Source organism: Streptomyces sp. SAS_270, from assembly GCF_052543295.1.
The window spans coordinates 1-26,819 of record NZ_JBMNDS010000019.1; the positions used below are offsets into that span (position 1 = coordinate 1).

General features: G+C 72.6%; 20 protein-coding genes. 11 read left to right on the forward strand and 9 right to left on the reverse strand.

Going from position 1 to position 26,819, the window contains the following annotated elements:
• Positions 1–108: 108 nt before the first annotated feature.
• The 3 genes from ACN6LB_RS15490 to ACN6LB_RS15500 all read right to left on the reverse strand — a co-directional run bounded on the left by ACN6LB_RS15490 (position 109) and on the right by ACN6LB_RS15500 (position 2,725).
• Positions 109–1,332, reverse strand: coding sequence for a cytochrome P450 family protein (locus ACN6LB_RS15490; RefSeq protein ID WP_445026319.1), 1,224 nt, complete (start codon positions 1,330–1,332; stop codon positions 109–111).
• Between the two features lie 260 nt (positions 1,333–1,592).
• A complete protein-coding gene (locus tag ACN6LB_RS15495; RefSeq protein ID WP_445026320.1) occupies positions 1,593–2,045 on the reverse strand; it encodes a DUF6114 domain-containing protein in 453 nt (150 codons plus the stop codon).
• A complete protein-coding gene (locus ACN6LB_RS15500) occupies positions 2,045–2,725 on the reverse strand; it encodes a DUF6230 family protein (RefSeq protein WP_356149556.1) in 681 nt (226 codons plus the stop codon). Before ACN6LB_RS15500 ends, ACN6LB_RS15495 begins: the two co-directional genes overlap by 1 nt.
• 560 nt (positions 2,726–3,285) lie before the next feature.
• On the opposite strand from ACN6LB_RS15500, the gene ACN6LB_RS15505 reads away from it, so the two are divergent.
• Entirely contained in the window at positions 3,286–3,951 is a 666-nt protein-coding gene (locus ACN6LB_RS15505) for a Tat pathway signal sequence domain protein (RefSeq protein ID WP_356140236.1), read from the forward strand.
• 15 nt (positions 3,952–3,966) lie between these two features.
• On the opposite strand, the gene ACN6LB_RS15510 is transcribed toward ACN6LB_RS15505, so the two are convergent.
• Positions 3,967–4,941, reverse strand: a complete 975-nt coding sequence (locus ACN6LB_RS15510; protein WP_445026321.1) for a lytic polysaccharide monooxygenase — start codon at positions 4,939–4,941, stop codon at positions 3,967–3,969.
• A gap of 394 nt (positions 4,942–5,335) precedes the next feature.
• Here ACN6LB_RS15510 and ACN6LB_RS15515 point away from each other — a divergent pair, with 394 nt between their 5' ends.
• Positions 5,336–7,135, forward strand: coding sequence for a S8 family peptidase (locus ACN6LB_RS15515; RefSeq protein ID WP_445026322.1), 1,800 nt, complete (start codon positions 5,336–5,338; stop codon positions 7,133–7,135).
• Between the two features lie 79 nt (positions 7,136–7,214).
• Complete coding sequence (locus ACN6LB_RS15520; protein ID WP_445026323.1) at positions 7,215–8,390, forward strand: damage-control phosphatase ARMT1 family protein; 1,176 nt, start codon at positions 7,215–7,217, stop codon at positions 8,388–8,390.
• On the opposite strand, the gene ACN6LB_RS15525 is transcribed toward ACN6LB_RS15520, so the two are convergent.
• Positions 8,383–9,654, reverse strand: coding sequence for a cytochrome P450 (locus ACN6LB_RS15525; RefSeq protein WP_445026324.1), 1,272 nt, complete (start codon positions 9,652–9,654; stop codon positions 8,383–8,385). The two genes, ACN6LB_RS15520 and ACN6LB_RS15525, sit on opposite strands and share 8 nt — an antisense overlap.
• Before the next feature lie 235 nt (positions 9,655–9,889).
• On the opposite strand from ACN6LB_RS15525, the gene cyc2 reads away from it, so the two are divergent.
• Entirely contained in the window at positions 9,890–12,070 is a 2,181-nt protein-coding gene (gene cyc2, locus ACN6LB_RS15530; protein WP_445026325.1) for a germacradienol/geosmin synthase Cyc2, read from the forward strand.
• On the opposite strand, the gene ACN6LB_RS15535 is transcribed toward cyc2, so the two are convergent.
• Positions 12,039–13,553: a hypothetical protein gene (locus ACN6LB_RS15535; RefSeq protein WP_445026326.1), complete on the reverse strand. Its 1,515-nt coding sequence runs from the start codon at positions 13,551–13,553 to the stop codon at positions 12,039–12,041. The two genes, cyc2 and ACN6LB_RS15535, sit on opposite strands and share 32 nt — an antisense overlap.
• 246 nt (positions 13,554–13,799) lie before the next feature.
• Between ACN6LB_RS15535 and ACN6LB_RS15540 the strand changes: the two genes are divergently transcribed.
• From ACN6LB_RS15540 to ACN6LB_RS15550, 3 genes are all read left to right on the forward strand, one after another.
• Positions 13,800–14,426, forward strand: a complete 627-nt coding sequence (locus ACN6LB_RS15540; protein ID WP_445026327.1) for a PDZ domain-containing protein — start codon at positions 13,800–13,802, stop codon at positions 14,424–14,426.
• Between the two features lie 239 nt (positions 14,427–14,665).
• On the forward strand, positions 14,666–15,787 hold the full coding sequence (locus ACN6LB_RS15545) for a M24 family metallopeptidase (RefSeq protein ID WP_445026328.1): 1,122 nt from the start codon (positions 14,666–14,668) through the stop codon (positions 15,785–15,787).
• 81 nt (positions 15,788–15,868) lie between these two features.
• Positions 15,869–16,798 carry an aminoglycoside phosphotransferase family protein gene (locus tag ACN6LB_RS15550; RefSeq protein WP_445026330.1) on the forward strand — a complete coding sequence of 310 codons (930 nt, stop codon included), beginning with the start codon at positions 15,869–15,871 and terminating at the stop codon, positions 16,796–16,798.
• Between the two features lie 28 nt (positions 16,799–16,826).
• Here ACN6LB_RS15550 and treZ read toward each other — a convergent pair whose 3' ends face one another.
• Positions 16,827–18,584 carry a malto-oligosyltrehalose trehalohydrolase gene (gene treZ, locus ACN6LB_RS15555; RefSeq protein WP_445026331.1) on the reverse strand — a complete coding sequence of 586 codons (1,758 nt, stop codon included), beginning with the start codon at positions 18,582–18,584 and terminating at the stop codon, positions 16,827–16,829.
• Between the two features lie 229 nt (positions 18,585–18,813).
• Between treZ and ACN6LB_RS15560 the strand changes: the two genes are divergently transcribed.
• From ACN6LB_RS15560 to ACN6LB_RS15570, 3 genes are all read left to right on the forward strand, one after another.
• Positions 18,814–19,365, forward strand: coding sequence for an FHA domain-containing protein (locus ACN6LB_RS15560; RefSeq protein ID WP_445026332.1), 552 nt, complete (start codon positions 18,814–18,816; stop codon positions 19,363–19,365).
• Positions 19,366–19,577: 212 nt separating this feature from the next.
• Positions 19,578–20,903, forward strand: coding sequence for a M14 family zinc carboxypeptidase (locus tag ACN6LB_RS15565; protein WP_445026333.1), 1,326 nt, complete (start codon positions 19,578–19,580; stop codon positions 20,901–20,903).
• Positions 20,900–21,319, forward strand: a complete 420-nt coding sequence (locus tag ACN6LB_RS15570; RefSeq protein WP_445026334.1) for an SSI family serine proteinase inhibitor — start codon at positions 20,900–20,902, stop codon at positions 21,317–21,319. The genes ACN6LB_RS15565 and ACN6LB_RS15570 overlap by 4 nt, the downstream gene beginning before the upstream one ends.
• 1 nt (position 21,320) lies before the next feature.
• Here ACN6LB_RS15570 and ACN6LB_RS15575 read toward each other — a convergent pair whose 3' ends face one another.
• The gene (locus ACN6LB_RS15575) at positions 21,321–22,571 is read right to left on the reverse strand and encodes a M14 family zinc carboxypeptidase (protein ID WP_445026335.1); all 1,251 of its coding nucleotides are present in this window, start codon (positions 22,569–22,571) and stop codon (positions 21,321–21,323) included.
• Between the two features lie 680 nt (positions 22,572–23,251).
• Between ACN6LB_RS15575 and ACN6LB_RS15580 the strand changes: the two genes are divergently transcribed.
• Positions 23,252–24,373 (forward strand): cytochrome P450, encoded by a 1,122-nt coding sequence (locus ACN6LB_RS15580; protein WP_445026336.1) that lies wholly within the window; start codon positions 23,252–23,254, stop codon positions 24,371–24,373.
• Here ACN6LB_RS15580 and treY read toward each other — a convergent pair.
• Positions 24,333–26,732 carry a malto-oligosyltrehalose synthase gene (gene treY / locus ACN6LB_RS15585; protein ID WP_445026337.1) on the reverse strand — a complete coding sequence of 800 codons (2,400 nt, stop codon included), beginning with the start codon at positions 26,730–26,732 and terminating at the stop codon, positions 24,333–24,335. The genes ACN6LB_RS15580 and treY overlap by 41 nt on opposite strands.
• Positions 26,733–26,819: the final 87 nt, after the last annotated feature.

The following is a 26,819-nucleotide window of genomic DNA, read 5'->3' on the forward strand; positions in this document are numbered from 1 at the left end:
CCCCCCCCCCCCCCCCCCCCCCCCCCCCCCCCCCCCCCCCCCCCCCCCCCCCGCTGCCGTACGTAGGTGGAGGCCGGCTCAGCCGACGTCCCTTGTCCCGACCAGGGTTCAGATACGGACGGGAAGGGACCGGTGGCCGTTGGAGATGAAGGAGTCCACCTGGGTCAACTCGCTCTCCGGCACGGCCGGTCGGAGATCCGGGAAACGGTCGAAGAGAGCCGGGAGGGCGATGCGGGCCTCCAGACGGCCGAGCGGGGCGCCGAGGCAGCGGTGAACGCCGTGGCCGAAGGCGAGGTGCTCCTTGTCGGCGCGGGTGACGTCGAAGCGGTCGGCGTCGTCGCCGTACCGCTCCGGGGAGCGTCCGGCGGCGGCGTAGGCGGCCAGCAGCGCGTCGCCCTTGGGGATCGACATCCCCTCCGGGCCGCCGAGTGCGCCGAGGTCCAGGTCCTCCACGGCGTAGCGCAGCGGCAGGCTGGCGACCGGGGCGTCATGGCGCAGCGACTCCTCGATCACGTCGTCCCAGGAGGCGCGGCCCCCTCGTACCAGGGCGAGCTGTTCGGGGTGGGTGAGGAGCGCGTGCACGGCGTTGTCGATGAGGTTGACCGTGGTCTCGTGCCCGGCGCTGATCATCAGCAACAGGGTGTCGAGCAGTTCCTGGTCGGTCAGATGGGTGCGGCCGTCCTCGTCGCGGGCCGTGAGCAGGCCGGAGGCCAGGTCGTCGCCGGGCGACAGCCGCTTGGCGGCGACGAGTTCGCCGAGGATGCCGGACAACTGCTCGTAGGCCGCCAGCATTTCGCCGGCGGCGGCGGAGGTGTCGAAGAGACGGTCCACCAACCGGCGCAGTTCCGGGCCGCGTTCCTCGGGCAGGCCGAACAGCTCACTGATCACCTGGATGGGCAGCGGGTAGCAGAACTCCTCCCGCAGGTCGACCGCGGCGCCGTTGCGCCCGGCCTCCTCGACGCGGTCGAGGAGATCCTCGGTGATCTGCTCGATGCGCGGCTGGAGGGCAGCGGTGCGGCGGGCGGTGAAGGCCTTGGACACCAGGATGCGCAGCCGCCGGTGGTCACTTCCGTACGCGGTGAACATGTTCTGCACGGCGACCCAGGTGAACAGCGGCCACTCGGGGGAGATCTTCCCGTTGATGAAGGCCGTCCAGTGCTGTCGCGGGTCCTTGGACACCCGCGGGTCGGCGAGCAGTCGTTTGAGCAGGTCGGGGCTGCTGACCGCCCAGGCCTCCACTCCGCCGGGCAGCGTGACGCGCGTCACCGGTCCCCTCGCGCGGATACGGGCGGCCTCGCCGTGGATGTCACGGCCGGCCGCGTCTATCGCCATGGGGCTCGGGCTCGTTAACGGGCTCGGGTTTCCCATCGGGGCGCCTCCCTGGCACTCGTACGTCGATGTCCTGCACGTACTCCGTCGCGTCACGTCACGTCGTGCGTCACGTCGCGAAGTCCGTCACATCGTCCGTCGGATCACGTCGTCAGTCACTGCGGCACGCCACGCTAGCCGCCGCCCGGCGCTCTGGCGAGAGCGCGTGGCGGCGGCTGTGCGGTGTCGACGTCCGTGCGGGGAGGGAGCGTTGACGCTTGCGGTCAGGGGGCGGGGGAGGGCTCCGGGGCGGGCGTTTCGGCCGCCGCCCGGCGCTCGCGTCGGCGGGCCAGCAGGCCGTGCCGCGGCTGCTGGTCCGGCAGCCAGCCGAAGGCCAGGCAACTGCCGGTGATCCCGAGGAGGAGGCCGACGAAGAAGCCGCCCAGGTTCGAGGTGACCCAGGTGCCGAGGGTGACCAGGATGCCGACCAGGGAGTAGAAGAGCCGCTGGGTGGGGTTGAAGAGGATCAGCAGGCCGCAGAGCAGCATCACGACGGGGAGGAGATAGCCGGCCAGCACCTCGGTACCGCTGTGCAGGATGACCTTCACGGACGCCTTCTCGGTGAGCAGCACCTCCGCCCCGCCCAGGGCGAGCAGCAGCCCGCCCCAGAAGGGGCGGTTCGCGCGCCACTGCCGGAAGCCGGACCTCACGGACCGCGGAATCCGGGACGAGGTCATCAGCAAGCCTGGTCGCTGAAGCGGAGCTTGAGGCCGGGAAGCTTGAACACCGCCGCTGTGGTGGCGTAGTTGGTCTGCCGCAGGTTCGCGATGCGGACCGTGTCGGACTGCTGGCTGAAGACACCCTTGGGGCCCTGTACGCCGGCCTTGTCGAGCGTGCTCGCGTCGTTGCCGATCTCGATGTTGTTGAAGGACGCGTCGCCCGACATCTCGGTCGAGTCGGTGGTGAGGTTGGTCGCCTGCACCTTGTCGGCGCCGCTGCCCGCGGTGATCACCAGGTTCGTACCGCCGAGGTCGACGCTCTGGCACAGCTTGGTGATCGTGGCGCTCTTGATCGCGGAGGTGACGATCAGCACCTGGCCTCCGGTGTCACCCGCGTTCGGGCTGTCCTCGGCCATGCTGTCGAGGCCGCCGAACTGCTCGAAGCCCGTGCCGTTGAGCTCCGTGGCGGTGACCGTGAACGGCATGCCGGAGATCGCGAACTGCACACCCAGGGCCCCCTGGGCGGTCAGGATCATCAACCCGGCGGCGATTGCGGTGGCAGGCACCGCCATCACCGCGGCGCGGCGCAGGCGGACCCGCCCGCGTCTGCCGGCAACTTCCGGCTCCGGCTGAGCGAGGGCGGAACCGCTTTCCGGCTGTTCGGGGGTGGACGCCGAGGCGTCCGAGGACGAGGCCATGTGTGCTCCCTGAGCATAGTCAACGCAGGTGGGACGAACGGCACGTTGTCCTGGCGCGGACAGCGGCTGCGGCGCACGCCACCCCGAACCTCCCGGCGGGTGCAAGGGCTTTCTCGTTACGCCGCAGTAGCCGACCTGGAAGTTACCCGGGGTTACACCCTGGGTCAAGGGACTTGTGGGAAAGGGATGTTGATTGTGTGTCACCCGTGAACGCGCCAGTGGCCGATTGAGTCTTTCACCTCCAACTTCCCTTTCCTGCCTTGACGTTGAGCGTTTTACGGGTCTACAACTCTCCCTTGTTTCCCCGGATCCGTGGCGCCGGATCCGTTGCCGCAGCTCCGCCGTTCGCGGCGCGGCAGATTCCTTCCCGGGCCCCATGCCGCCTTGAGGCATGCGCGCAGCGCTCCATGAACCATCCCCACCCCGCGGCACCGGCACGGTCGCCTTCCCCCTGGACCGTGCCCGGTCGCCCGGCAGTCGCTGTCGGCCCGTGCCGCACGGAGAAGGCGTCACGGGCCGACGGCGGCCACCCGCACCCTCATCGAGAAGAGGCACCCCCCATGCGTACTCGATCCCTCCTCGCCCTCGCCGGCGCAGCCGTGGCGCTCTCGCTGTCCGCGGCCGTCCCCGCCTCGGCCGACGACGCCCCGGTGCTCACCACCGGAAGCGCCGGCGGAACCCCCGTCGCCACCGGCGACGTCCTCAACGCCTCGCTGGCCAGTGGCACCGCGGCCACGCTCTACTCCAGCAGCACCGGCACGAGCGGCGTCTCCTGCAGCTCGTCCACGTTCACCGCCACCGTCACCGACAACCCGGCGGCGCCCGGCACGGCCACCGAGTCCCTCACCGGGCACACCTTCGGCAGCAGCAGCTGCACGAGCAACGTCACCGGCGTCCTCGGCGTCACCAGCATCCTGGTCGACAACCTGCCGTACACCACGACCGTGGCCTCCGACGGCACCGTCACCGTGACCCCCGCGGCCGGCTCCACCATCCAGACCACCGTCAAGCTGCGCACCCTGCTGGGCACCATCAACTGCGTCTACCAGGCGCCCAGCCTCTCCGGCACGGCGAGCAACGCCGACAACAGCATCGCCTTCGCCGCTCAGCACTTCACCAAGACCTCGGGCTCGACGCTTTGCTTCAGCAACGGTTACTTCACCGCGAAGTACGCCCCGGTCGTCGACACCAGCCAGGAGGGCAGCCCGGCGGTCTTCGTCAACTGACCCCGACCCGGGGCGTCACCTGGGCCGACGGCTCCGCCGGCCCAGCGTGACCGCCACGCCCGTGGTGACTATCAGCGCCGCCGCCGCGGCACCCGCGACCAGCGACACACGGGAGCTGTTGTCCGGACTGCTGTCGGCGGCCGGGAGCGGCGCGTCGGAGGGCGACGCCGGTGCGCCGGCGCCGGCCTTGGCCCCGGCCTCGGCGGATGCGGTGGTCGTGTCCGGCTTCGGGGCCGCCGAACTCGTGGCGGGCGCCGGGGAGTTGGTGCGGGCGACGGAGTCCGCACCGCCTGTCCCGGACCCCGTCTTCCCGGTCGTCCCGGCCCCCGTCTTTCCGGTGTTCGTCTTCCCGGCGTCGGGGAAGGCCACGTCCGAGCACGAGTAGTACGTGTCCGTCGTGCTGGTGTTCTGCCAGATCGTGTAGAGGAGCTGGCGGCCGGTCCGGTCGGACGGCAGCTTCGCCCTGATGCGGTAGGCGCCGTCGACCAGAGCCGGATCGGTGGCGGTCGCGAACGGTTTCGCCGGCAGCTCGGACCACGTCAGCGGCCGCGTCGGGTCGTAGCCGGGCTTCGTCAGATACAGCTTGAAGGTGCCCGTGTGCGGGATCGTCGAGCTGTAGGCGAGCGTGAACGCCGCACCCGGCGTCAGCCGCGTCGCCGGATAGTCGGCGCGGGCGACGTCGAGGCCCTTGTAGGCGGGCAGGCCCCCGCTGCACAGCTTTCCGTCGGGGATCACCTCGCGGTCCCGGCCGCCCACGTCGGCGACCCGGAGGTTGTCCCAGTCCGTGAAGGGGGCGCCGTTCGCGGCGATCGCCGCCCCGCAGGCCGCGGTCCTCGCCCGGTCACCGCCGTCCGGGGAGCAGGCGAACACCCGGCTGACCGGATCCGTCGGCGCGCCATGGGCCTGGGCCGGCACCGAGGCCCACGTCGTCAGCAGGAGCGGGGCCGCCATGGCGGCCGCGGCCGCGCCGGCCCTGCGATGTGCGGTCATCCGGGGAACTCCTCGGCGGTGGGGTGGGGGGTGGCATCGAGGAGTACGGGGAGCAGGTGCCGTGCGTTCAGATGCGAGCCCTAGGGGGCCTCCGTCAAAGGGTGCGAAGAGGGTCAACCGGGTCGCGGATAGGGTCGCTTCTCGGCCGGATCGAGGGTTTCCCCTGTATCCGTATTACCCGGCCTTTGCCTATCGTTCGAGCACAGCCGACGCACAGGCAACCCCTGGACACGTCGCTCGCGCATGGCCGGCCGCCGCGCAGCTGTCCGTCTTCACCTGCCTCACCTGTTTCCCCACGTCTTCACCCCCCGCCGCTTCGACGACGAAGCGATCAGACCGCTGCTCCGCGCCCGCCCTGCCCGGACGGAGCAGGCCAGGGAAAGGCCCAAGCCCCTTGCGTACCTCCCCCTCCCGCGGCGCCGGACGGAAGCTGATATCCGTCGCCGCGCTGTCGGTCACCCTGATGGCCGGAATGACCACCGCCGTCGCCGTCGCCCAGACCCCCGCCGACGGCACCGCCGCCCCCGCGGCGCAGCCGACCGCCGCCCCCGCCGAGCGCCTGATCGTCGGCTACAAGTCCGGCGCCGCCGCGGCCAAGTCCAACAAGGCCGCCTCCGCCGACGCCGAGGCCAAGGGCAAGGAGGCGGGCGAGGACCTCGACTTCACGCGCCGCCTCGGCACCGGCGCCGCGCTCGTCGACCTCGGTGACGAACTCGCCGCGGCGGACGTCGCCGACGTCATCTCCGAGTACCGGGCCGACCCGCAGGTCGCCTACGTCGTACCGGACCGCCTCAACAAGCCGCAGGCGGACCCGAACGACACCGAGTACAGCAAGCAGTGGGACCTCTTCGAGGCCACCGCCGGCATGCGCGTTCCGGGTGCCTGGGCCACCTCCACCGGCAGCGGCGTGACCGTCGCCGTCATCGACACCGGCTACGTCACGCACTCCGACGTCGCCGCGAACATCGTCGGCGGCTACGACTTCATCTCCGACACCGCGGTCTCCGTCGACGGCGACGGACGGGACAGCAACCCGGCCGACCCGGGCGACTACTACGCGGCCAACGAGTGCGGCGCCAACATCCCGGCCAGCGACTCCTCCTGGCACGGCACCCACGTCGCGGGCACCATCGCCGCCGTCACCAACAACAACAAGGGTGTCGCGGGCATCGCGTACAACGCGAAGATCTCCCCGCTGCGTGTCCTCGGCAAGTGCGGCGGCTACGACTCCGACATCATCGACGCCATCACCTGGGCGTCCGGCGGCAGCGTCTCCGGCGTGCCCGCCAACACCAACGTCGCCAAGGTCATCAACATGAGCCTGGGCGGCGACGGCGCCTGCTCGTCCGCCACGCAGAGCGCCATCACGGCCGCCGTGAACCGCGGCACCACGGTCGTCGTAGCGGCCGGCAACGAGAACGACAACGTCTCCAACCACTCGCCGGGCAACTGCAACAACGTCATCTCGGTGGGCGCGACCGGCCGCACCGGCGCCAAGGCCTCGTACTCCAACTACGGTTCCCTCGTGGACATCTCCGCCCCCGGCGGCGAGATGAGCACCGGCACCGCCAACGGCATCCTGTCCACGCTCAACTCCGGTACGAAGACGCCGTCCTCGGAGTCCTACGAGTACTACCAGGGCACCAGCATGGCCACCCCGCACATCGCGGGCCTGGTCGCGCTGATGAAGTCGGCGAACTCCGCGCTGACCCCGGCCCAGGTCGAGTCGGCCATCAAGACCAATGCCCGTGCCCTGCCCGGCAGTTGCTCGGGCGGCTGCGGCGCCGGTCTCGCCGACGCGACCAAGACGGTGCAGGCGGTGAGCGGCTCCGGGGGATCCACGAGCGGCACCACCTTCAGCAGCACCTCGGCCGTGGCCGTCCCCGACGCGGGCTCGGCCGTCACGTCGCCGATCACCGTCAGCGGCCGCACCGGCAACGCGCCCTCGGCCCTCAAGGTCGCCGTCGACATCACCCACACCTTCCGCGGTGACCTGGTGATCGACCTGGTCGCCCCGGACGGTTCGACCTACCGTCTCAAGGCGTCCAGCACCTCGGACTCCGCCGACGACGTCAAGACCACGTACACCGTCGACGCGTCGAGCGAAGCGGCCAACGGCACCTGGAAGCTCAAGGTCCAGGACGTGGCCGCGCAGGACACGGGCACGATCAACAGCTGGAACCTGACCTTCTGAGACCGCCCACGGGGGGAGGGGCCGACCGGCGCGCGTGTGCCGGCCGGCCCCTTCGTTTTCGCCGGGTACGGTGAGCCGCATGCCAGAACCCGCCGACCTGCCCGAACCCGCCGACGCGCCCGTGATCCTCAGCAACGAACCGGGCTCGTTCCCCTGGAGCGTGCTGGCCGAGCGGCATCCGGCGCTCATCCGCAAGGTGCAAGGCGCCTTCCCGTACGGCCCCGAGCAGCACCGCGCGCTCGACGCCCTGCTGAAGAACAGCACCGAGGGTGTCATCGAACCGCTGGGCCCCGCGGCGGCGGACCGGGCGCAGTGGGACACCTGGGGGCAGGGCCGCTTCGGCCGCTCCTGGTTCGACGTGCCCTTCCTCTGGTCCGAGAGCTACTTCTACCGCCAACTCCTCGAAGCCGTCGGGTACTTCACTCCCGGCCCCTGGAACGGCATCGACCCGTTCCGTCCCTTCAAGCTCGCGGAACTGGGGACCCCGGAGGCGGACGAGGAGCTCGCCGCGCTCGACCCGCTGGCGGACCGGCCCGTCGAGGAGCAGGGGCAGGCGCTGCTGCACGGAGCGCTGTGGGGCAACCGGGCGGACCTCGGCTTCAGCCTCGCGGGAACCGGTGGCGCCGCGGCCGCCGGGCAACTCGTCGCGGACGACAGCGCCTTGCTGTGGCCGCTGTTCACCGGCGGCACCGTCTGCCTGGTCGCGGACAACGCCGGGCGCGAACTCATCCCCGACCTGCTCCTCATCGACCATCTCCTGCGCCACCGCCGCGCCGAGCGGGCCGTCCTGCACGTGAAGCCGTACCCGTACTACGTCTCCGACGCCACGACCGCGGACGTCGTCGACGCACTGCGCCGCCTGACCTCCGCGCAGGGCGCTGCCGCCGAGTCCGGCCGCCGCCTCTGGTCCGCGATGGCCGACGGCCGCCTCACGGTACGGGCCCACCCCTTCTCCTGCGCCCCGCTGCCGTACGCCGACATGCCCGAGGACCTGCGCCGGGAGTTCGCCGAGGCCGACGTCACCCTTGTGAAGGGCGACCTCAACTACCGCCGCCTGGTGGGCGATCGCCTCCGTCCGCCCACCACTGCCTTCGCGGCGGTCACCGCGTACTTCCCGGGCCCGGTCGCGGCCCTGCGCACCCTCAAGTCCGATGTGATCGTCGGCCTCGACGCGCACACCGAGGCCGCGCTCGTCGCCGCTGAGGAACAGCGCTGGCGGGTGAGCGGCACGCATGCCCTCATCCAGGTCAACTGACCTCCAGTGGCAGCGACTTGATGCCGTTGATGAAGTTGGAGACAAGGCGGCGGGCAGGCCCGGCGGGGCGCAGTGACGGCAGTGCGCGCAGCACCTCCTCGTACAGCACGCGCAGTTGCAGACGGGCGAAGTGGGCGCCCAGGCAGACATGCGGGCCGTCCCCGAAGGAGACGTGCGGGTTCGGCGTCCGGGACAGGTCGAGCCGGTGCGGATCGGCGAACACGCGCTCGTCGTGGTTGGCCGAGGCGTGGAAGACGACCACCTTGTCGCCCGCCCGGATCGGCTGCCCGGCCAGCTCGGTGTCCACGGCCGCCGTACGGCGGAAGGTGAGCACCGGCGGATGCCACCGGAGCAACTCCTCGACAGCTGTGGAGAGTTGAACCTCGCCCTCGCGCAAGCTCCGGTACTCGTCCGGGTGTTCGGCGAGTGCGAGCAGGCCGCCGGGTGCCGCGCTGCGTACCGTGTCGTTGCCCGCGACCGTGAGAAGGAAGAAGAACATCTCCAGCTCGGCCGGGTCGAGTTCGGCGTCGGCCGCGAGCGTGGTCAGCACGTCGTCGCCGGGGTGCAGCCGCTTGTGGGACGCCAGCTGCCGGGCGTAGGCGAACATGTCCCGCAGCATGGCCGGTGAGCGCGGATTGACCGGCCCCCCGTCCGCGTCCAGGACCGGTGGGCCCGCCTCGTCGGGATCCTGGTAGCCGATGACGCGCTGCGTCCAGTGCAGCAGCAGCCCCCGGTCGCACTCCGGTACGCCGAGCAGGTCCGAGAGGTTGAGCAGGGCGTAGTCGTCGGTGACCGCGGTGACGAGGTCGAAGGTGCCGTCGCCCGCGCGGGCCTCGTCGACGGCCGCCGCCAGCAGGGTGCGCGCCCGTTCCCGCGCGACCGACTCGAACCGCTCGATGCGGCGCGGCGTGAACGCACGGCTGACCGCACGCCTCAACCGGCCGTGGTCCGGCGGATCCTGGTTGAGCATCATGCGCCGGATGAACGGCAGGTCGTCCGGGTCCGGATCGCGGATCTGGGTCGCCCCGAGACACGAGGAGTAGCTCACCGGGTCCTTCAGGACGCGCACGACATCCGTGTGCCGGGTCACCGCCCAGAACCCGGGACCCGCGGGCCACCCCAGCACCTCGGTCTCCTCCTGCCAGGCCACCGGATGGTGGTCGCGCAGGGTGCGGTACGCGGCATGGGGCACGCCGTCGGCGTACCGCCGCGGGTCGAAGACATCGGGAACGGGCACGGTGGACGCGGCCTGCGGACCGTTCACGCCGGCCACACCACGCGGTGGTCCGACCTGGCGGGGCTCATGCTCTTCGGGACTCTGGAGGGGGTCATCGGGACTCCGGGGAAGTGGGGGACGCGTGAACCCCCGTAGTCTGCGAGCGCGGAAGTCAACGTCACAAGACCTGGGGAATCGGGCGGTTTCGTCCGTGGTTCACGCGATGGTGTGATCATGTCCGGTGCGGCGGATGGCCTCCGAAGGCCCCGGGTAGGGCCCGCCCATGACGCAGCCGTTCCAACTCCCGCGCTTCTACATGCCGTATCACGCCCGGCTGAACCCGCACCTCGACGAGGCCCGCGCCCATTCCTCCGACTGGGCGCGCGGGATGGGCATGCTGGAGGGCTCCGGAATCTGGGCACAGTCCGACCTCGACGCGCACGACTACGGGCTGCTGTGCGCGTACACGCACCCCGACTGCGACGGGCCCGCGCTCTCTTTGATCACCGACTGGTACGTCTGGGTGTTCTTCTTCGACGACCACTTCCTGGAGACCTTCAAACGCAGCCAGGACCGCGAGGGCGGCAAGGCGTACCTGGACCGGCTCCCGCTGTTCATGCCGCTCGACCTCGCAACTCCCGTACCGGAGCCGGAGAATCCCGTCGAGGCGGGGCTCGCCGACCTCTGGGCGCGCACCGTGCCGTCGATGTCGGCCAACTGGCGCAGACGGTTCGCCGTCTCCACCGAGCACCTCCTCAACGAGTCGCTGTGGGAGCTGTCCAACATCAACGAAGGGCGCGTCGCCAACCCCGTCGAGTACATCGAGATGCGCCGCAAGGTGGGCGGCGCCCCCTGGTCGGCGGGGCTCGTGGAGTACGCGACGTCCGAAGTGCCCGCCGCCGTGGCCGAGTCCAGGCCGCTGCGGGTGCTGATGGAGACGTTCTCCGACGGTGTGCACCTGCGCAACGACCTGTTCTCCTACCAGCGCGAGGTCGAGGACGAGGGCGAGCTCAGCAATGGCGTCCTCGTCCTGGAGACCTTCTTCGGCTGCTCCACCCAGGAGGCCGCCGAGACCGTCAACGACATCCTCACGTCACGGCTGCACCAGTTCGAGCACACGGCGTTCACCGAAGTGCCCGCGCTGGCCCTGGAGGAGGGGCTCACCCCTGTCGAGGTCGCTGCGGTCGCCGCGTATGCGCAGGGGCTGCAGGACTGGCAGTCGGGCGGCCACGAATGGCACCTGCGCTCCAGCCGCTACATGAACGAGGGCGCCCTGTCCGCGGAGCGGCCCTTCGGGATCGGCGTCTTCGGCACGTCCGCCACCGACATGCGGGGGCTGCTCGCCGACGCCGGGGCCGAGCGGCTGCGCGCCTACACGCACATGCCCTTCCAGAAGGTCGGCCCCTCCCAACTCCCGCCCTTCTACATGCCGTTCGAGGTGTCGGTCAGCCCGCACCTGGAAGGCGCCCGGCAGCGGCTCACCCCTTGGATGCACGGCATGGGCATGCTCCAGGAGGGCGTCTGGGACGAGGACAAGCTGCTGGCCTACGACCTGCCGCTGTGCTCGGCGGGCCTCGACCCGGACGCCACGCCCGACGAACTCGACCTCAGCTCCCAGTGGCTTGCCTGGGGCACCTACGGCGACGACTACTACCCGGTGGTCTTCGGGCACCGCCGCGATCTGGCGGCCGCCAAGCTGTGCACCGAGCGACTGTCGGCCTGTATGCCGGTCGACGGCGAGGAGCCCGTGGTCCCGGTCAACGGCATGGAACGCGGGCTGATCGACCTGTGGACCCGTACGACGGCGGCGATGACCACGGACCAGCGGCGTACGTTCCGGGCCGCGGTGGACGTGATGACGGAGAGCTGGGTGTGGGAGCTGTTCAACCAGATCCAGAACCGCATCCCGGATCCAGTCGACTACATGGAGATGCGCCGCGCCACCTTCGGCTCCGAGCTCACCATGAGCCTGTGCCGTATGGGCGGCCACGGCCCCGAGGTCCCGCCGGAGGTCTACCGCAGTGGTCCCGTACGGTCGTTGGAGAACGCGGCCATGGACTACGCGTGCCTGCTGAACGACGTGTTCTCGTACCAGAAGGAGATCGAGTACGAGGGCGAGGTGCACAACGGCATCCTCGTCGTGCAGAACTTCTTCGGCTGCGACTACCCCACCGCACTCGGCATCGTCCACGACCTCATGACCCAGCGCATGCGGCAGTTCGAGCATGTCGCCGCCCATGAACTGCCCATTCTGTACGACGACCTCAAGCTCTCGCGGGAGGTGCGCGAGATCATGGACGGCTATGTCGTGGAGCTGCAGAACTGGTTGTCAGGAATCCTGAAGTGGCATCAGGACTGCCACCGTTACGGCGCGGCGGACCTGGCCCGGCGCGCCCACGGTTTCGTACCCGACCAGGTGCCCGTGCCGCCCCTCAGCCGGCAGACGGTGTCGATGGCGCTCTGACGGCCCGGCGGGCCGCCTCCGACAGCTCCGCCAGGAGCGCCGAGGCGGCCTCGGTGACCTCGCGGCCCGCCGCGGCGAGAGCCGGATCGCCCGCGGCCGCGCTCGCCACTTCATGGTGCTCGTCGACGACGAACGCGCCCAGGTTCGTGCCACGCCAGTGCGCCACGGTGTCGTCGGCGGGCCGGGCGAGGGTGTCGCGCAGCTGCCCCAGCGCGCTGACGGCGGCCGGCAGCCGACCGGCCTCCCTCTCCAGCCGGGAGAGCCGCAGAAGCGCCGAGGCGCGGTCCGAGGCGGTGGACGTCAGCGGCACGTACAGCCGATGGGCCCGCAGTGCCTGGAAGGTGTCACCCAGGTCCTCGAACTCCTGGGCCAGATAAGCAAGTTCGTACGAGTCCGACCTGTCCGGCGCCTTGCCGTCCCGGGCGCTCACGAAGGCGCGCAGGTCGATCTCGTCCAGCGTGCGGATCAGGGCGACGCGGACATGCTCGGCCATGCCACGCCCGCTCGCGAGATCGGTCCAGGTGGACGCCGGCTCGTCCGAGGGGTCGGTGCCGAAGAGCGAGTCGTCGAGGCCGCGCGCCCACTCCCGCAGCTCCTCCCCGCTCGCACCCGGTTCCGGCATGCCGGCGAGCCCGCACCATGTGTCGTACGTCGTCTCGCGGACCTCGAAGAGCAGCGGCAGGTCCTCGGCCAGGCCGTGCAGCCCCACCAGGACGGCGCCGAGGCGCAGTTCGTCCGTCATGGATGCCTCGGTCTCGCGGCGGAGCAGATGGCGCAGCAGCGGCAGGTCGGTATCCCTGCGGTCGTACTGGGCGGCGCGCAGGGCGAGCGCGCGGCGCCCGGCGTCCCCGGCCACCTCGTCCCACGCCGTGTGTGCGTCCTCGCGGCGCAGGCGGGCCAGATCGGCGCGGCCCTCGGCGATGACCACCTCCTGGAGCGGCGGCCGGGGGAGGCGGTCGAGCAGCGCGTACGCGCATCCCTCCTCGCCGTTGAGGAGGAGGAAGTCGGGCTCGGTGCGCTGCAGCGCGGCGTGCAGCATGCCGACCAGCTCCACCGGGGAGCGCTCGGGGAAGCCCAGCGCGGTGCGCAGTTCGGCGCGCTCGGCGTCGATGCCGTAGTCCTCGCGGATCTCCTCCTCCGTCTCGGTGACCTGCGCGAGGATCCGCTCCTCGCCGTCCTGCGGCGAGAGGCCGACATGGTCGCGCCATCCCGGCAGCCCGATGATCGTCTCCAGCGCCTCGTCGACGCTGTTTCCGATGATCCCGGCCGATCCCTCGGAGTCGGCGTACAGCACGGAACCGTCCCCGCACACGAAGTACGTACCGCCCGTGTCGTCCCCCGCGACCGGCTGGAGCGGGCCGCCCGAGGCGAGCCGGACCGGCTCCACGTGGTCCGCTCGCTCCAGGTCGAAGTCGAAGGGGAACGCGGCCAGTTCGGCCAGGTGGGTGTGGCGGCGGAGCAGCTGAAGGGCGCGGTCGGTCATGCCGCAGAACGTAACAGCCGCCACCGACAACAGGACTTCCCACTTCCGTATCCGGATTCCGGCCGGTCCGCGTGGGGCGCGCGCCCGCTCCCGGAGGATCGGGCGCGGGCGCGAGCCCGGCGGCAGCGCACTTCACGCACGCGCCCCCACCTGGCCGAACGCACGTGTCAGTCTCACTCGTTCGTGGATCGTCGCGCGCCGGAGCGCCGGGTAGAGCATCTGCCGGGGGCGATCCGGAGGCGAACCATGGAACAGACTGCGTTGCGTCCCAAGCCGATGCCGGGGCAGGAACCGGGTGACGGGCGCAGAGGGGGCAGCGCGTCCCGGCGCCCGCACGCCGCCCGGCGGCGCGGCAGGCGGCTCACGACCCTGCTGTTCGGCCTTTTCGTCGGGACGGTGCTGGTCCTGTCGGGTGTGGGGCTCGGCACGGTGGGGGCCACGGTGATCGGCATGAGCAAGCTCGCCGACCTGCAGCAGCAGGCGGGCCGGTCCGCGCCGCCGGGAGGCGCACTACCGCAGCCTTCCTCCGCCACCAGGTCGGGGTCCGGCGGTGGGAGTTCGACCCCGACAGGGATGCGTTCGAAGGAAGCCGCGGGGGCAGGTGCCGGGGCCACGCTCGGCGTCGAGGTGGTGGACGCCCCGAGCGGCAAGGGCGCGCTCCTCATCGGCGTCCGTGTCCCGGGCCCCGGCTACAGCGCGGGCGTCGTCCGCGGTGACGTCCTGCTCGCCCTCGGCGGCACCCGCGTGGACTCGGCCGCCGATCTCGCGCGAGCGGTCGCCGACGCCCGCCCCGGGACCTCCGTAGCCCTGAGCGTCCGCCACGCGAACGGCAACCGGCAGCAACTGTCCGTCGTGCCCGGGATCGCGACGTAGCGGCATGCCCCGGGGGCGGAGACCTGGCGGCAGGCGACTCCGAAGTGGCTCGTCAGCCGCCGCTGGACGTCCCGCACTAATGGGGTGCGAGCATCAAATCATTAGTGCTAATGGTTCAGCGGCACCGAATCATTAGGTTCGGCCGGTTCAACGGCCGCAATCGGCTCGCGCACGCCTGTGCGGAGGGGCAGGATGCTGCCCGAAGGCTCCCGGGGAACTCCGGACAGACGGAGGTATGGATGACCAGCACGCCCGCGCCCTTCACGGCCGGTGACTACGCGGCCCGTATGCGGCGCGCGGCGGATGCCGCCGCGGACGCCGGGCTCGACGGCGTTCTGGTCGCGCCCGGGCCGGATCTGGTGTGGCTGACGGGCTATCGGCCCGTGGAGACCGAGCGGCTCACCCTGCTGGTGCTGCGGCCCGGACAGGACCCCGTCCTGGTCGTGCCCACCCTGGAGGCGCCCGATGCGGCCGCGTCCGCCGGCGCTCCCGCGCTGACGCTCCGCGACTGGACCGACGGCAAGGACCCCTACGAGGCAGCCGTCTCGCTGATGCGGGACAGCGGCCGTTACGGGATCAGCGACAACGCCTGGGCCCTGCACCTGCTCGGCCTCAGAAAGCGCCGCCCGGACACCGGCCACGTCGCTCTCACCGAGGCCCTGCCGATGCTGCGGGCCGTCAAGGACCAGGCGGAACTGGACCGGTTGGCGGCAGCGGGAGCAGCCGCGGACGCAACGTTCGAGGAGATCCGGAAGGTTCCCTTCGCCGGCCGCAGGGAGGCCGAGGTCGCCGCCGATCTGGCCGACCTGCTGCGGCAGTTCGGGCACACACAGGTCGACTTCACGATCGTCGCCTCGGGCCCGAACGGCGCCAACCCGCACCACGAGGCCGGTGAGCGCACCATCGGGCACGGCGACATGGTCGTCCTCGACTTCGGCGGCCTGAAGCACGGCTACGGCTCCGACACCTCCCGCACGGTCCACGTCGGCGAACCGGACGCCGAGGAACGCAAGGTGCACGATCTCGTACGCGCCGCCCAGGAGGCCGGCGTGGCGGCGGTGCGGCCGGGCGTCGCCTGCCAGGAGGTCGACCGGGCGGCCCGCGCGGTCATCGCCGACGCCGGATACGGCGAGTACTTCATCCACCGCACCGGACACGGCATCGGCGTCACCACGCACGAGCCGCCGTACATGATCGAGGGCGAGGAAATGCCCCTGGTGCCCGGGATGTGCTTCTCCGTGGAGCCCGGCGTGTATCTGCCGGGCCGTTTCGGGGTGCGCATCGAGGACATCGTGACGGTGACCGCGGACGGCGGCCGTCGCCTCAACACCACCTCCCGCGAGCTGGTGATCGTCGACTGACCCGGCCCACCCGAGCGACGTGTACCCACCGACCACCCGGCGAGAGCCCCGCCCACGCCCCCGGACGACAACGGCGCGATCATGACCCAGGCACCGACACCGACAGCGGACACCGTCCGCCGGCTGGTCCTGTCCCTCCTCCCCGGCAGCGGGGCGTCGGGCGCCGGACCCGACGTGCGGCCCGTGGGCGAGGGCGGCGCGCACTCCAGCTGGTGGGTCGGCACCCGCCATGTGCTGCGCCTCGCGCCCGACCGTGACGCCTCCGTGCGACTGCGCCGTGAGCTGCGGCTGCGCGATCTGGTCCGGCCGCACGTCGGGGTCGCCGTCCCGGTGAGCGTCGCGCACGGCGAGTGGGCGAGCGGGCTGGGCTACACCCTGGACACCCGGCTGCCCGGCACCACCGGCGAAGCACCGGACGTCTCGGCGCTCGGCGAGAACGATCTGGCGGGGCTGCTCACGGGCCTGCGCGAGGTGGCCGTACGCCAGGCGGAGCCGCTCGGCGTTCCGCGCGCCGCACCGCGCTCCCTGGAGACGCTGCGGGCCGCCGCCGCGGACGCCGCCCGGCGGCTCGCCGCCGCCGACGAGTTCGACCCCGCCCGGCTCGCGCAGCTCACCGCCCCCGCGGCGGTCCAGCTCGCGGCCCAGTCCCAGGGCGCGGTCCTGGTGCACCATGCCCTCAGGGGCGAGCACCTCGTGGTCAGCGGCGACGGCCGGGTGCGCGGCGTCCTCGACTGGAGCGACGCGGTCCTCGGTGACCCCGCCGAGGACATCGCCGGGCTCGCGATCGCCGTCGGCGCCCCCGCCGCCGTACGCGCCGCGACCCTCGCCGGCTACGGCGCCCGCCCCTGTCTGCGCGGCCTGTGGCTGTCGCGCTGCGACATCCTGATCCGCCTCGCCGACGGGCTGCGGGGCGGCGACACGGGCCCCGTGCCGCTCCTGCGCGTCCAGCTCCGCCGCGCTTGGGAGGCGATCCTCCTCGAACGTGTCACCGAACTTCCGGGCGACGACTGACCCGCACGAGCCGAGGCGTCCCGGGAGCTCAAGCCTGCGCCAGCACCACGCACGACTCGCCCGGCAGGTGCAGCAGCCCGTCGGCGCCCGGTCGCTCCACCGGCTCCCACGCGGCCAGCACGCGCGCGTTGCGGATGCCCAGCGGGATCGCCGCCGCGTCCTTGCCGAGGTTCACGGCCACCTGGACGTCCCCGCGCCGGAACGCGATCCAGCGCGCCCCCTCGTCGTGGGCGACCTTGACAGCCGCGAGATCGGGGTCCGACAGGTCCCGCTGGCTGTGCCGCAGCGCGATCAGATCGCGGTACCAGTCCAGCACGCGCGCGTGGAGCCCGTTTTCCGCGCCGGGCGCCGGCTCCGACCAGTCGAGACAGGAGCGCTCCCGGGTCGCCGGGTCCTGCGGGTCCGGTACATCCTCCTCGGCCCAGCCGTGCGCCGCGAACTCCCGCCGCCTGCCCCGCCGTACGGCCTCCGCCAGCTCCGGATCGGTGTGGTCGGTGAAGAACTGCCAGGGCGTGCCCGCGGCCCACTCCTCGCCCATGAAGAGCATCGGCGTGAACGGCGCCGTCAGCACCAGCGCGGCGGCGCAGGCCAGCAGCCCGGGGGAGAGGGACGCCGAGAGCCGGTCGCCCTGCGCGCGGTTGCCGACCTGGTCGTGGGTCTGCGCGTAGCCCAGCAGCCGGTGCGCGGAGACGCGCGTACGGTCCAGGGGGCGCCCGTGGTGGCGCCCGCGGAAGCTCGAATACGTGCCGTCGTGGAAGAAGCCCGAGGTCAGCGATTTCGCGAGCGCCGCGACAGGAGCCCGGGCGAAGTCCGCGTAGTAGCCCTGCGCCTCACCGGTCAGCGCGGTGTGCAGCGCGTGGTGGAAGTCGTCGTTCCACTGGGCGTGCAGTCCGAGGCCGCCCTCCTTGCGCGGCGTCACGAGCCGCGGGTCGTTCAGGTCCGACTCGGCGACCAGGAAGAGAGGGCGCCCCAGGTCGGCGGCGAGGCCGTCCACGGCCGTCGACAGCTCCTCCAGGAAGTGGCACGCGCGCGTGTCCATCAGCGCGTGCACCGCGTCCAGACGCAGCCCGTCGAGCCGGTAGTCCCGCAGCCACGCCAGCGCGCTGCCGACGAGATACGCGCGCACCTCGTCCGAGCCGGGCGCGTCCAGGTTCACCGCGGAGCCCCAGGGCGTGTGGTGGGTGTCCGTGAAGTACGGCCCGAACGCGGGCAGGTGGTTCCCGGACGGGCCGAGGTGGTTGTGCACCACGTCCAGGACGACGCCCAGACCGAGTTCGTGCGCCCGGTCGACAAAGCGCTTCAGCGCCTCGGGGCCGCCGTAGGGCTCGTGCACCGCCCACAGCGAGACGCCCTCGTACCCCCATCCGTGCCGTCCGGGGAACGGGCACAGCGGCATCAACTCGACGTGGGTGACGCCCAGTCGCGCGAGGTGCTCCAGCCGCCCGGCGGCCGCGCCGAGCGTCCCCTCGGGGGTGTACGTCCCCACGTGCAGCTCGTACAGGACCGCGCCCGGCAGCGGGCGCCCGGGCCACTCGGCACGCCAGTCGTACCGTCCCTGGTCGACCACCGCGCTCAGCCCGTCGGGGCCGTCCGGCTGACGGCGCGAGCGGGGATCGGGCAGCACCGGCCCGTCGTCCACCGCGAACCCGTACCGCGTGCCGTCCCGCGCGTCGGCCTCGCCCGTCCACCACCCGGCGCGCTCCGGATCGCGCTCCAGTGCCCGCGCGCCGCCCTCGCAGTGGAGCGTCATCCGGTCGGCCTGCGGTGCCCACACATCGAACCGCACAGACGGTTCCCCCTTGTCAGCTCACCTGTTCGCTTGTCCGCTGTTGCCCACTCGTCGCTCCATGCTGCTCACTGTGGCGCAGCCCGTCCATGGTGCGTCAAACGAGATCAATTCGCTTTCGGATCCACCCTTTTGCCGCCCTTCTGCCGCACGGAACGACCCTGTCGGCCGCAGTGGTCGTTTCCCCGTTTTCTGGACACCCCGCCTTCGCTGACCGACAATCACGACCGTGACGTCGTCCTTCGAGTTCCACACGTACCCCGCGCGGCTGTCCGACGCGGAGCGCGACCGGGCGCTGAAGGTGCTCCGTGACGGCGTCGCCCTCGGCCGCCTCTCGCACGACACGTTCGTCCGCCGTATGGAGCTGGCCCTCACCGCCCGCAGGTCCGACGAACTCGCCGCGCTCACCGCCGACCTGCCCACCGAGAACCGGTGGTCGAAGCTGGTGTTCGGCACCGTCGAGGCGGTCTCCGGCTTCACCGTGCGGCTGCGCAGGGCCTGGCAGGCCGAGCGGCTGCCCAAGCTGCTGCTGCCCAACCCGGGCAGTCCCTACCCGCTGCGCATCGGCCGCGATCCCGCGAACGGGCTGCGGCTCAGCCACGAGACGGTGTCCCGGGTGCACGCCGAACTGAGCCGCTACGGCGGTCTGTGGGTGCTGCGCGACCTCGGCTCGACCAATGGCACGACCGTCAACGGGCGGCGTGTGATCGGCGCGGCCGTCGTCCGCGACGGCGACATGGTCGGCTTCGGGCGGATGTCGTTCCGGCTGGCTGCCGGCTGAGCGTTCGACGCCCCGGTGCCCCAGGGCCCCCGCGTCCCGCAGAGCTCTGGCCTGGGATTCACTCTGGGCTCATGCTCAACTTCCCTTGCCTTCCACAGTGTTGACGTACCCCTTGAGCCGTGACTGACTGTGCCTACACCATGCACACCAGGTGAACCGACGGCATCGCACAGTGGAGGTGTCCCCTGCCGCCACTTCCGCGCTACCCGACCGTGGACGAGCTGGGCGCCCGCGCGGCCGCGCTCGTCGCCCGCCACCCGCGGGACGCCCGACTGCGCCGCGTGGGTACCTCCCGGGCAGGCAATCCGCTCTGGCTCCTGTCCGTCGGGCACGGCAGCCGCCAGGCCCTCGTCGTCGCCGGACCGCACGCCAACGAACCCGTGGGCGGCGCCACCGTGCTGAGGCTGGCCGAGCGGGCGCTGGCCGACCCCCGGCTCCGCGAGGGCTCGGACGCCACCTGGAACCTGCTGCTCTGCCTCGACCCCGACGGCTCCCGCCGCAACGAGGCCTGGCTGCCCGGCCCGTACACCCTCGGCCACTACTTCAGGCACTTCTTCCGGCCGGGCTTCCTGGAACAGCCCGAGTGGCTGCCCGAGGGCGCGGACGGCGCCGTCCTGCCCGAGACCCGCGCCCTCCTCGACCTCCAGGACGAGCTGCGGCCCTTCTTCCAGTGCTCCCTGCACGGTGTCGACGTCGGCGGCGCCTTCGTCGAACTCACCCGCGACCTGCCCGGACTCCCGCACCGGGTCGCCCAGATCGCGGCGCGCCACGGCATCCCGCGCGAACTCGGTCCCTACGACACGCTGTACTGGCCGGCGCTCGGCCCCGCCGTCTACCGCATTCCCCCGCCGCACCGCGGCGACCTGGCCGCCGCGATCACGGAGGCCGCGGTCGAGTCCACCTGGTTCCATCCGCACCGGCACGGCACGGTGACCGCGATCGTCGAGGCCCCCATGTGGGGCGTGACGGCCGTCGAGGACGCCACGCCGCCCGCCGACGCCGACGCGGTCCTGCGCGCCGTCAGCGGCACGTTGCGCCGCGACACACGCCTCCTTGAGGACATCCTCGCCCGGCTGCGCCCCCAGCTGGCCGCCTCCCCGGACACGGACTGCCTCCTCGCGCCGGTCGACGACTATTTACTGGTCGGCCCCGGTCTCGCCGATTCCTGGGACCCCGACACCTGCGCCGTCGGCTCCCGCCCACTGCCACGCCTCGACACCGCCCGCCTGACCTCCCTGAGCCTCGCGGGACGCCGGGTCGCCCTGCGCACCGCCGGGCTGCTGCGTCAGCTGGTGACCGGCTCCGGGCGCGACCCCGGCGGCGTGCTGCCCGAGCTGGACCGGCTCATCGACGGGTGGTGCGCCGACTACCGCGACGGCCACGGGGCGCGCTGGATCCCGGTCGTCCGCCAAGTCGAATACCAGGCGCGCGTGGTGCTCGCCGCGTTCGAACTCGCCGCCTCGCAGGCGCCCGTGCGCTCCCGTTCGGGTGAGAACGGGTGGGGCTCGCAGCCCGCCGTGCCGATGCACCAGGAATGACAAGAACCACTCAAGCGGTACGCGGCGGTCTCCTCGCGTCGGCGGCCCTGCTCACGGCATGCGCGCTCCCGGCGCAGGCCGCTCCCCACGAGGCCGCCCCCGGGAACTGGCTCTACCTCACGGTCGCCCGAGGCGACGCCCGATCCGCCGACACGGGCGGCGGCACGCTGCTCCTCTGTGACCCGCCCCAGGGGCACGTGCGCGCGGCCGAGGCCTGCGAGGAACTCGACGCGGCGGACGGCCGCATCGACCGGATCCCGCCCCGGGCCGACGTCCTCTGCCCGATGATCTACGCGCCGGTCACCGCCTCCGCGCACGGCGAGTGGAACGGCCGCCCGACCGAGTACCGGCACACCTTCGCCAACTCCTGCGTGCTGGGTGCCGAGACCGGGGCGGTGTTCGCGCCGGCGGACTGATCTAGGCCGCGTCCGCACGTGCGTGGCGGGCCGCCGCGAGCACCGTACGGGACTGGTGCTCGACCTGGTGCTCCAGCGGGACCCAGCGGGCGCGGAAGCGCTCGGCGAAGGCGTCGCACCACATGGCGACGAGCGCCTCCAGACGCGGCGCCGCACGGTCGTCGGCCTCCTGCAGGACCCGCAGCAGCATCGAGGCGGCCCGCAGCGGGAGCCGGCGGCCGAACGCGTCCACGCTGCCGACGTACGCCATCGTGGTGTCTGCGGGAGGCGTCCGGATCCAGTCGGCGGCCAGGCCCGGCACCAGCTCCAGCGCCCACTTGGCGGCCCGCAGCAGCGGACCGTCCGGACCGCTCAGCCGGGGCATCGCCTCCGTGAGGACGGCCTCCACCTGGAGCGCGTCCCGCAGCAGTCGGCGCGCCAGCCGCCGCAACGCGTCCGCCGGGTCCGGGTGCGGCGTCGGATCGTCCACCAGGTCGCTGGCCCACATGGGCACTTCGACGACCGCGGTCAGGCCGCCGTACCGGTGCGCGTGGTACCACGTGCTGTGCCGTGCGTCGTCGGGCATGCTCGGGTACGCCGTGCCCGAGCCCGGCGCCGGCATCACATGCACCCCGGGCCCGGACGCGGGCCAGCCCGCGGCGTCGGAGGCGCCGGTCTCCACCGGGATGTGCAACTCCGCCGCGGACTTGGCGAACGGCTCGGCGAGCCCCGGGATGTCCTTGGTCAACTGCACCCAGCTGCCGCCCAGATCGGTGCCGTGCAGGGTCACCTGGAGATAGGGCCTCACCTCGTCGATCACCCGGGTGAGGGCGCGGGTCTCCGGCGGCAGCCGGTCGGGCGGCAGGACGGAGGGGGACCACTCCGGCTGCTCGGGACCGGCGGGGCGGAAGAAACCGAGGTGGTAGTCGAGCAGGGTGCGCGGCGCGGGCGTCACATGCAGGCTCGCCCCGTCCGGGTCCGCGCAGAGCAGGAAGTGCCATGATGTGCCGGCCCTCAACTCCCGCTCGTGCAGTACGCGTTCGGCCAGGGACAGCAGGGTCGAACCCCCGGTCGGTTCGTTCGCGTGCGCACCCGCCACGACGAGCACCGCGCGCCGTGCGTGACCGACGGACAGCAGGTGAAGGGGTCTGCCGCCCCGGGAGACGCCGACTTGCCTGAGGCTGCACAGCGCGGGGCGATGGGCCGCCAACGCCCGGGCGGACGAGACGATTTCGGTCACACTGGGGTAGCGCAACTCCAGCAGGAGACTCACCCCCGACTTGTCCGCTTTGGGTCGCCTTCGCAGTACTCCATGAAGAGGGTTGAACTGTCAAGCAGCCGGTGGGGAGGCTCCAGGGGGCGCCAAGTGGCGTTTACCGTCAACGGGTGAACATATCGGCAGGAAAGGGGTGTTGGCGGGCGGGTGCGCGACGGCGGCGTGGGACTCGTCGCCGGTGCGGATACCGGTCCCGTGGCCGCCAGAAACACCTTCCGGCCGTGCGGACGCCGGGTGCCGCCGTCTTCGGTCGGCGTGCCGGTCCCACCGGGTCGGGGTGCCCGTCCCACCGGGCGGCATGCAGGCCGACGTACGCCAGGCACCGGCGCTCGCCCGCTGTCCCCCCTGCCAGGACGGCGTCGCTCGTCACCGCACGCCGTCTGTCTGTCGCGAGCCCTGGGCGTGTGCGCGGGCGTGTGCCGGGCGCTGGGGTGATCACGCGGCGTACGACGCAACGCCGGGCGCCGACGTGCCGGGCGCCGGGACGATCGCGCGGCGCGCGATGCCCCGCGGGACGCCGGCGTCACCCGTACGGGCTCATGCGGGCTGCGATCAGCAGTCCGGGGTGGTCGGCTGGGGGCAACCGCGCGCATCGCCCCTGCGCGCCGACGCACAGGCGGGAGCCGCTGGTGCTGTGTCTTCCCGGGTTCGCCGGCCCTTCGGGCGGACTGACTGCCGTGGCCACCGTTTCCCCCGGGATGCGGCCGCCCGGCCCCTGCGGACCCCCGCCGAGCCTCCGCGACCCCGCGGTCGAGCGCGACCCGCACCCGCTCTACCGCACCCTCCGCGAGCACTTCCCCCTCGTCCACGACGCCCCCTTCGGCGCCTGGCTGGTCAGCCGGTACGCCGACGTACGCGCCGCGCTGGAGGACCCGCGGCTCGTCGCGCCGCCGCCCGGACGCACTCCCGCCCACCAGGCGGACGGTATGCACCGCTCGCTCGTCGCGGCCGCGTTCCGCGGTCCGGCGTCGGCCGCCCTGAGCGCGGGAGTCGAGCGCACGGCGTACGTCCTGGCCCGCCGCCTCGCCGATCGCCGGGAGGCCGACCTCGTCGCCGAGTTCTGCCACTGGCTGCCGGCCGCCGCGGCCGTCGCCGCGCTGGGGCTGCCGTACGAGGACACCGCGCGCGTGCACACCTGGTGCCGCACGGGTCTCGATCACCTCGGCGGCCACCACCCCGAACTCGACGCCTTCCTGCGCCCGTACATCGCCCGCCGCCGGGCCCACCCGGGCACGGACCTGCTGTCGGTGCTGTGCGCGGCCCGCGTCGGTGGACGCCCCCTGCCCGACGAAGCCGTGGCGGGGCTGGCCGGAACCCTGCTCGGAGCGGGCGGTGACACGACAGCCAGGGCGCTCGCGTCGTTCCTCGCCAACCTCCTCGACCACCCGGGCCAACTGGCGGCCGTCCGCGCCCGCCCCGAGCTCACCGCCGGTGCCTGGGCGGAGTCGCTGCGCCGCGATCCGCCGCTGCACGTGGTGCTGCGGCGCGCCACCGAACCGGTCGGCGTCGTGCCGGCCGGTGCCACGGTGGCCTGTCTGCTCGGCTCGGCGGGCCGCGACCCGGCACGCTTCGCCGACCCGGACCGCTACGACGCCTTCCGCACCGATCCCGGTCCGCTCGCGTACGGCTCCGGACCGCACTCCTGTCCGGGCACTCTCCTCGCCCGTCTCACGGCGGAACACGGCCTGAAGGCCCTTCTGGCCGCCGTGCCGGACCTGCGGTGGGCTCCGGGGGCGCGGCCCGCCGCGGAGGGCCTGATCAGCCGCTCGCCCCGGACCCTCCCGGTCCGCTGCCGCTGACCCGTTCCAGCAGCGCCACCGGCAAGGTCTCGAAAAGCTGCTCCACGCGCGCGTGGCCCGTGAACTCCCGGCCCGGAGCCAGTACATCGGCCCACCGTCCCGCGGGGAGCGGAAGCCGGGTGTCACGCCAGCCGCCCGCCTCGGCCAGGCGCAGGGACAGGCGGGTGACGGCCGTGAGGACCTCTCCGGAGCGCACGAACGCCGCGCAGTGCGGGGCGGCCGGGCCCTCGGCCGGCAGGGGGGTGTACGTCGCCTCGTCGCCGAAGGCGGTGGGGCGGCGCGCGCGCAGGCGCAGGGCGGCCGTGGTGAGGTCCGTCTTCTCGGAGGGCTGGTCCGCAGGGGCGAAGGGACGCCGGTTGTCCGGGTCGACCAGCGCCAGGTACTCGGCCTCCGTGCCCTGGTAGACGTCCGGAACGCCGGGCATCGTCAGATGGACCAGGGCGGCGCCCAGGACGTTCGCCCGTACATGCGGCGCGAGGGCGGCACGCAGGCCCGTCACGAGTCTCCCGGGGGAGCCGCACGGACCCTCCGCGACGAACGCCGCCTGGGCCTCCTCGTAGGCCGGGTCCTGCTCGGTCCACGCGGTGTGCAGCCCGGCCTCCCTGACGTGCTTCAGCAGGGCTCCCTGGACGCGTTCCCCGGTGGCCGGGCCGAGGCCGAAGACCGTCTGCCACGCGGCCCACGCGAGCTGCGGGTCGGGCACGCCCGTGCCGGCCCGGGTCACCTCGGCCAGGACGTCGGCCCACCGCCCGGGGCACTGGGTGAGCACCGACAGAGCCGCGCGGACGTCACCGCTCCGCTTCGTGTCGTGCGTCGACAGCACCGTCCCCGTACCGGGCCAGTCGCGCTGCACACGCGCGCAGTACGCGTGGAAGTCGTCCGGGGACACGGCGGGGCTCCCCGGGTTCCCGCCCACCTCGTTGGCCGACAGCAGCGGCACATAGCGGTAGAACGCCGTGTCCTCCACGGACTTGGCCCGCAGCGCCGACGACGTCTGCGCGAACCGCGCCCGGAACTCCGCCGCCTCCGGCCCCTCCCCGGCCCGCCCGAGCACCAGATCCCGTACGACGTCCACGGCCTCGGCCTCCTCCGGCACCGTGAAGGCCTTCCGGGCCTCGGCGGCGGCCTCCCCGGTGACGACCGAGGCGGCGTCCGTGGAGGGGTAGGGGCGGTAGACCTCCAGGCGGACGAGGAGTTCGCGCAGGGCGGTGCCCAGGGCCCAGGGGGCGCGGTCGCGCAGCGCCGGATCCTCGGCGGTGGCGCTCAGCCGGCTCGCCACGCGCGTGAGACGGTCCGTCTCCGTGGCCAGCTCGTGCGTGACCACCTTGTACGCCGCCCGGCGCACGGTCGACTCCCAGTGCGCTCCCCGGTCGCCCTGCACCGCCGCGAATCGCCGGTACTGGCCGAGGAGTTCGCCCGCGCCCGCGGGGTCCGTGAAGAGCCCGTCGACCTGCCGCAGCGCGTCGTAGCCGGTGGTGCCCGCGACGGGCCACGCGGCCGGCAGGGACTCACCGTCCGCGAGGATCTTCTCCACCACCGTCCAGCGGCCCCCGGTCGCCTCGTGCAGCCGGCGAAGGTAGGTGTCCGGGTCGGCGAGTCCGTCGGGATGGTCGATCCGCAGCCCCTCGACCACGCCGTCCCGGAGCAGCTCCAGGATCTTCGCGTGGGTCGCCGCGAACACCTCCGGGTCCTCGACACGCACCCCGATGAGCTCCGAAATGCTGAAGAAGCGCCGGTAGTTGAGTTCCGTACGGGCCAGCCGCCACCAGGCCGGGCGGTACCACTGCGCGTCGAGAAGCCCGGGCATCGGCAGCTTCTCGGTGCCTTCGCGCAGCGGGAACACGTGGTCGTAGTAGCGCAGGACGTCGCCGTCGACCTTCAGGCGGCCGATCTCCGCGCCCAGCGGGCCGCCCAGCACCGGCAGCAGCAGCCGTCCGTCCTGGGCCTCCCAGTCGATGTCGAACCAGCGCGCGTACGGGGACTCGGGCCCCTCGCGCAGCACCTCCCAGAGGGCGTGGTTGTGCCGCGGAGCCATCGCCATGTGGTTCGGCACGATGTCCACCACCAGGCCGAGGCCGTGCTCGCGCGCGGTGCGCGCCAGCGAGCGCAGCCCCTCCTCGCCACCCAGCTCGGCCCGCACGCGCGCGTGGTCCACCACGTCGTAGCCGTGCGTCGATCCCGGGACGGCCTCCAGGACGGGCGACAGGTGGAGATGCGAGACGCCGAGCGACGCCAGGTACGGCACGGCCGCCTCGGCGGCCGTGAAGGGGAAGTCCGGCTGCAGCTGCAGCCGGTACGTGGCGGTCGGTGCGGCGGGGACCGGGGGCCCGGGCACCGGGTCGGGACGCTCAGGTGTCATGCAGACCTACGTACCCGCCCGGCCGCCTTTCGTGTCACCGACGCACGCAAACGAGCCCCGCGTGCCGACCGACTGAGCCCCGCGCGT

Coding starts and splice junctions, on each gene's coding strand:
- ACN6LB_RS15490 (WP_445026319.1), bottom strand. CDS start 1,332: ATGGCGATAGACGCGGCCGGCCGTGACATCCACGGCGAGGCCGCCCGT.
- ACN6LB_RS15495 (WP_445026320.1), bottom strand. CDS start 2,045: ATGACCTCGTCCCGGATTCCGCGGTCCGTGAGGTCCGGCTTCCGGCAG.
- ACN6LB_RS15500 (WP_356149556.1), bottom strand. CDS start 2,725: ATGGCCTCGTCCTCGGACGCCTCGGCGTCCACCCCCGAACAGCCGGAA.
- ACN6LB_RS15505 (WP_356140236.1), top strand. CDS start 3,286: ATGCGTACTCGATCCCTCCTCGCCCTCGCCGGCGCAGCCGTGGCGCTC.
- ACN6LB_RS15510 (WP_445026321.1), bottom strand. CDS start 4,941: ATGACCGCACATCGCAGGGCCGGCGCGGCCGCGGCCGCCATGGCGGCC.
- ACN6LB_RS15520 (WP_445026323.1), top strand. CDS start 7,215: ATGCCAGAACCCGCCGACCTGCCCGAACCCGCCGACGCGCCCGTGATC.
- cyc2 (WP_445026325.1), top strand. CDS start 9,890: ATGACGCAGCCGTTCCAACTCCCGCGCTTCTACATGCCGTATCACGCC.
- ACN6LB_RS15535 (WP_445026326.1), bottom strand. CDS start 13,553: ATGACCGACCGCGCCCTTCAGCTGCTCCGCCGCCACACCCACCTGGCC.
- ACN6LB_RS15540 (WP_445026327.1), top strand. CDS start 13,800: ATGGAACAGACTGCGTTGCGTCCCAAGCCGATGCCGGGGCAGGAACCG.
- ACN6LB_RS15545 (WP_445026328.1), top strand. CDS start 14,666: ATGACCAGCACGCCCGCGCCCTTCACGGCCGGTGACTACGCGGCCCGT.
- ACN6LB_RS15550 (WP_445026330.1), top strand. CDS start 15,869: ATGACCCAGGCACCGACACCGACAGCGGACACCGTCCGCCGGCTGGTC.
- ACN6LB_RS15570 (WP_445026334.1), top strand. CDS start 20,900: ATGACAAGAACCACTCAAGCGGTACGCGGCGGTCTCCTCGCGTCGGCG.
- treY (WP_445026337.1), bottom strand. CDS start 26,732: ATGACACCTGAGCGTCCCGACCCGGTGCCCGGGCCCCCGGTCCCCGCC.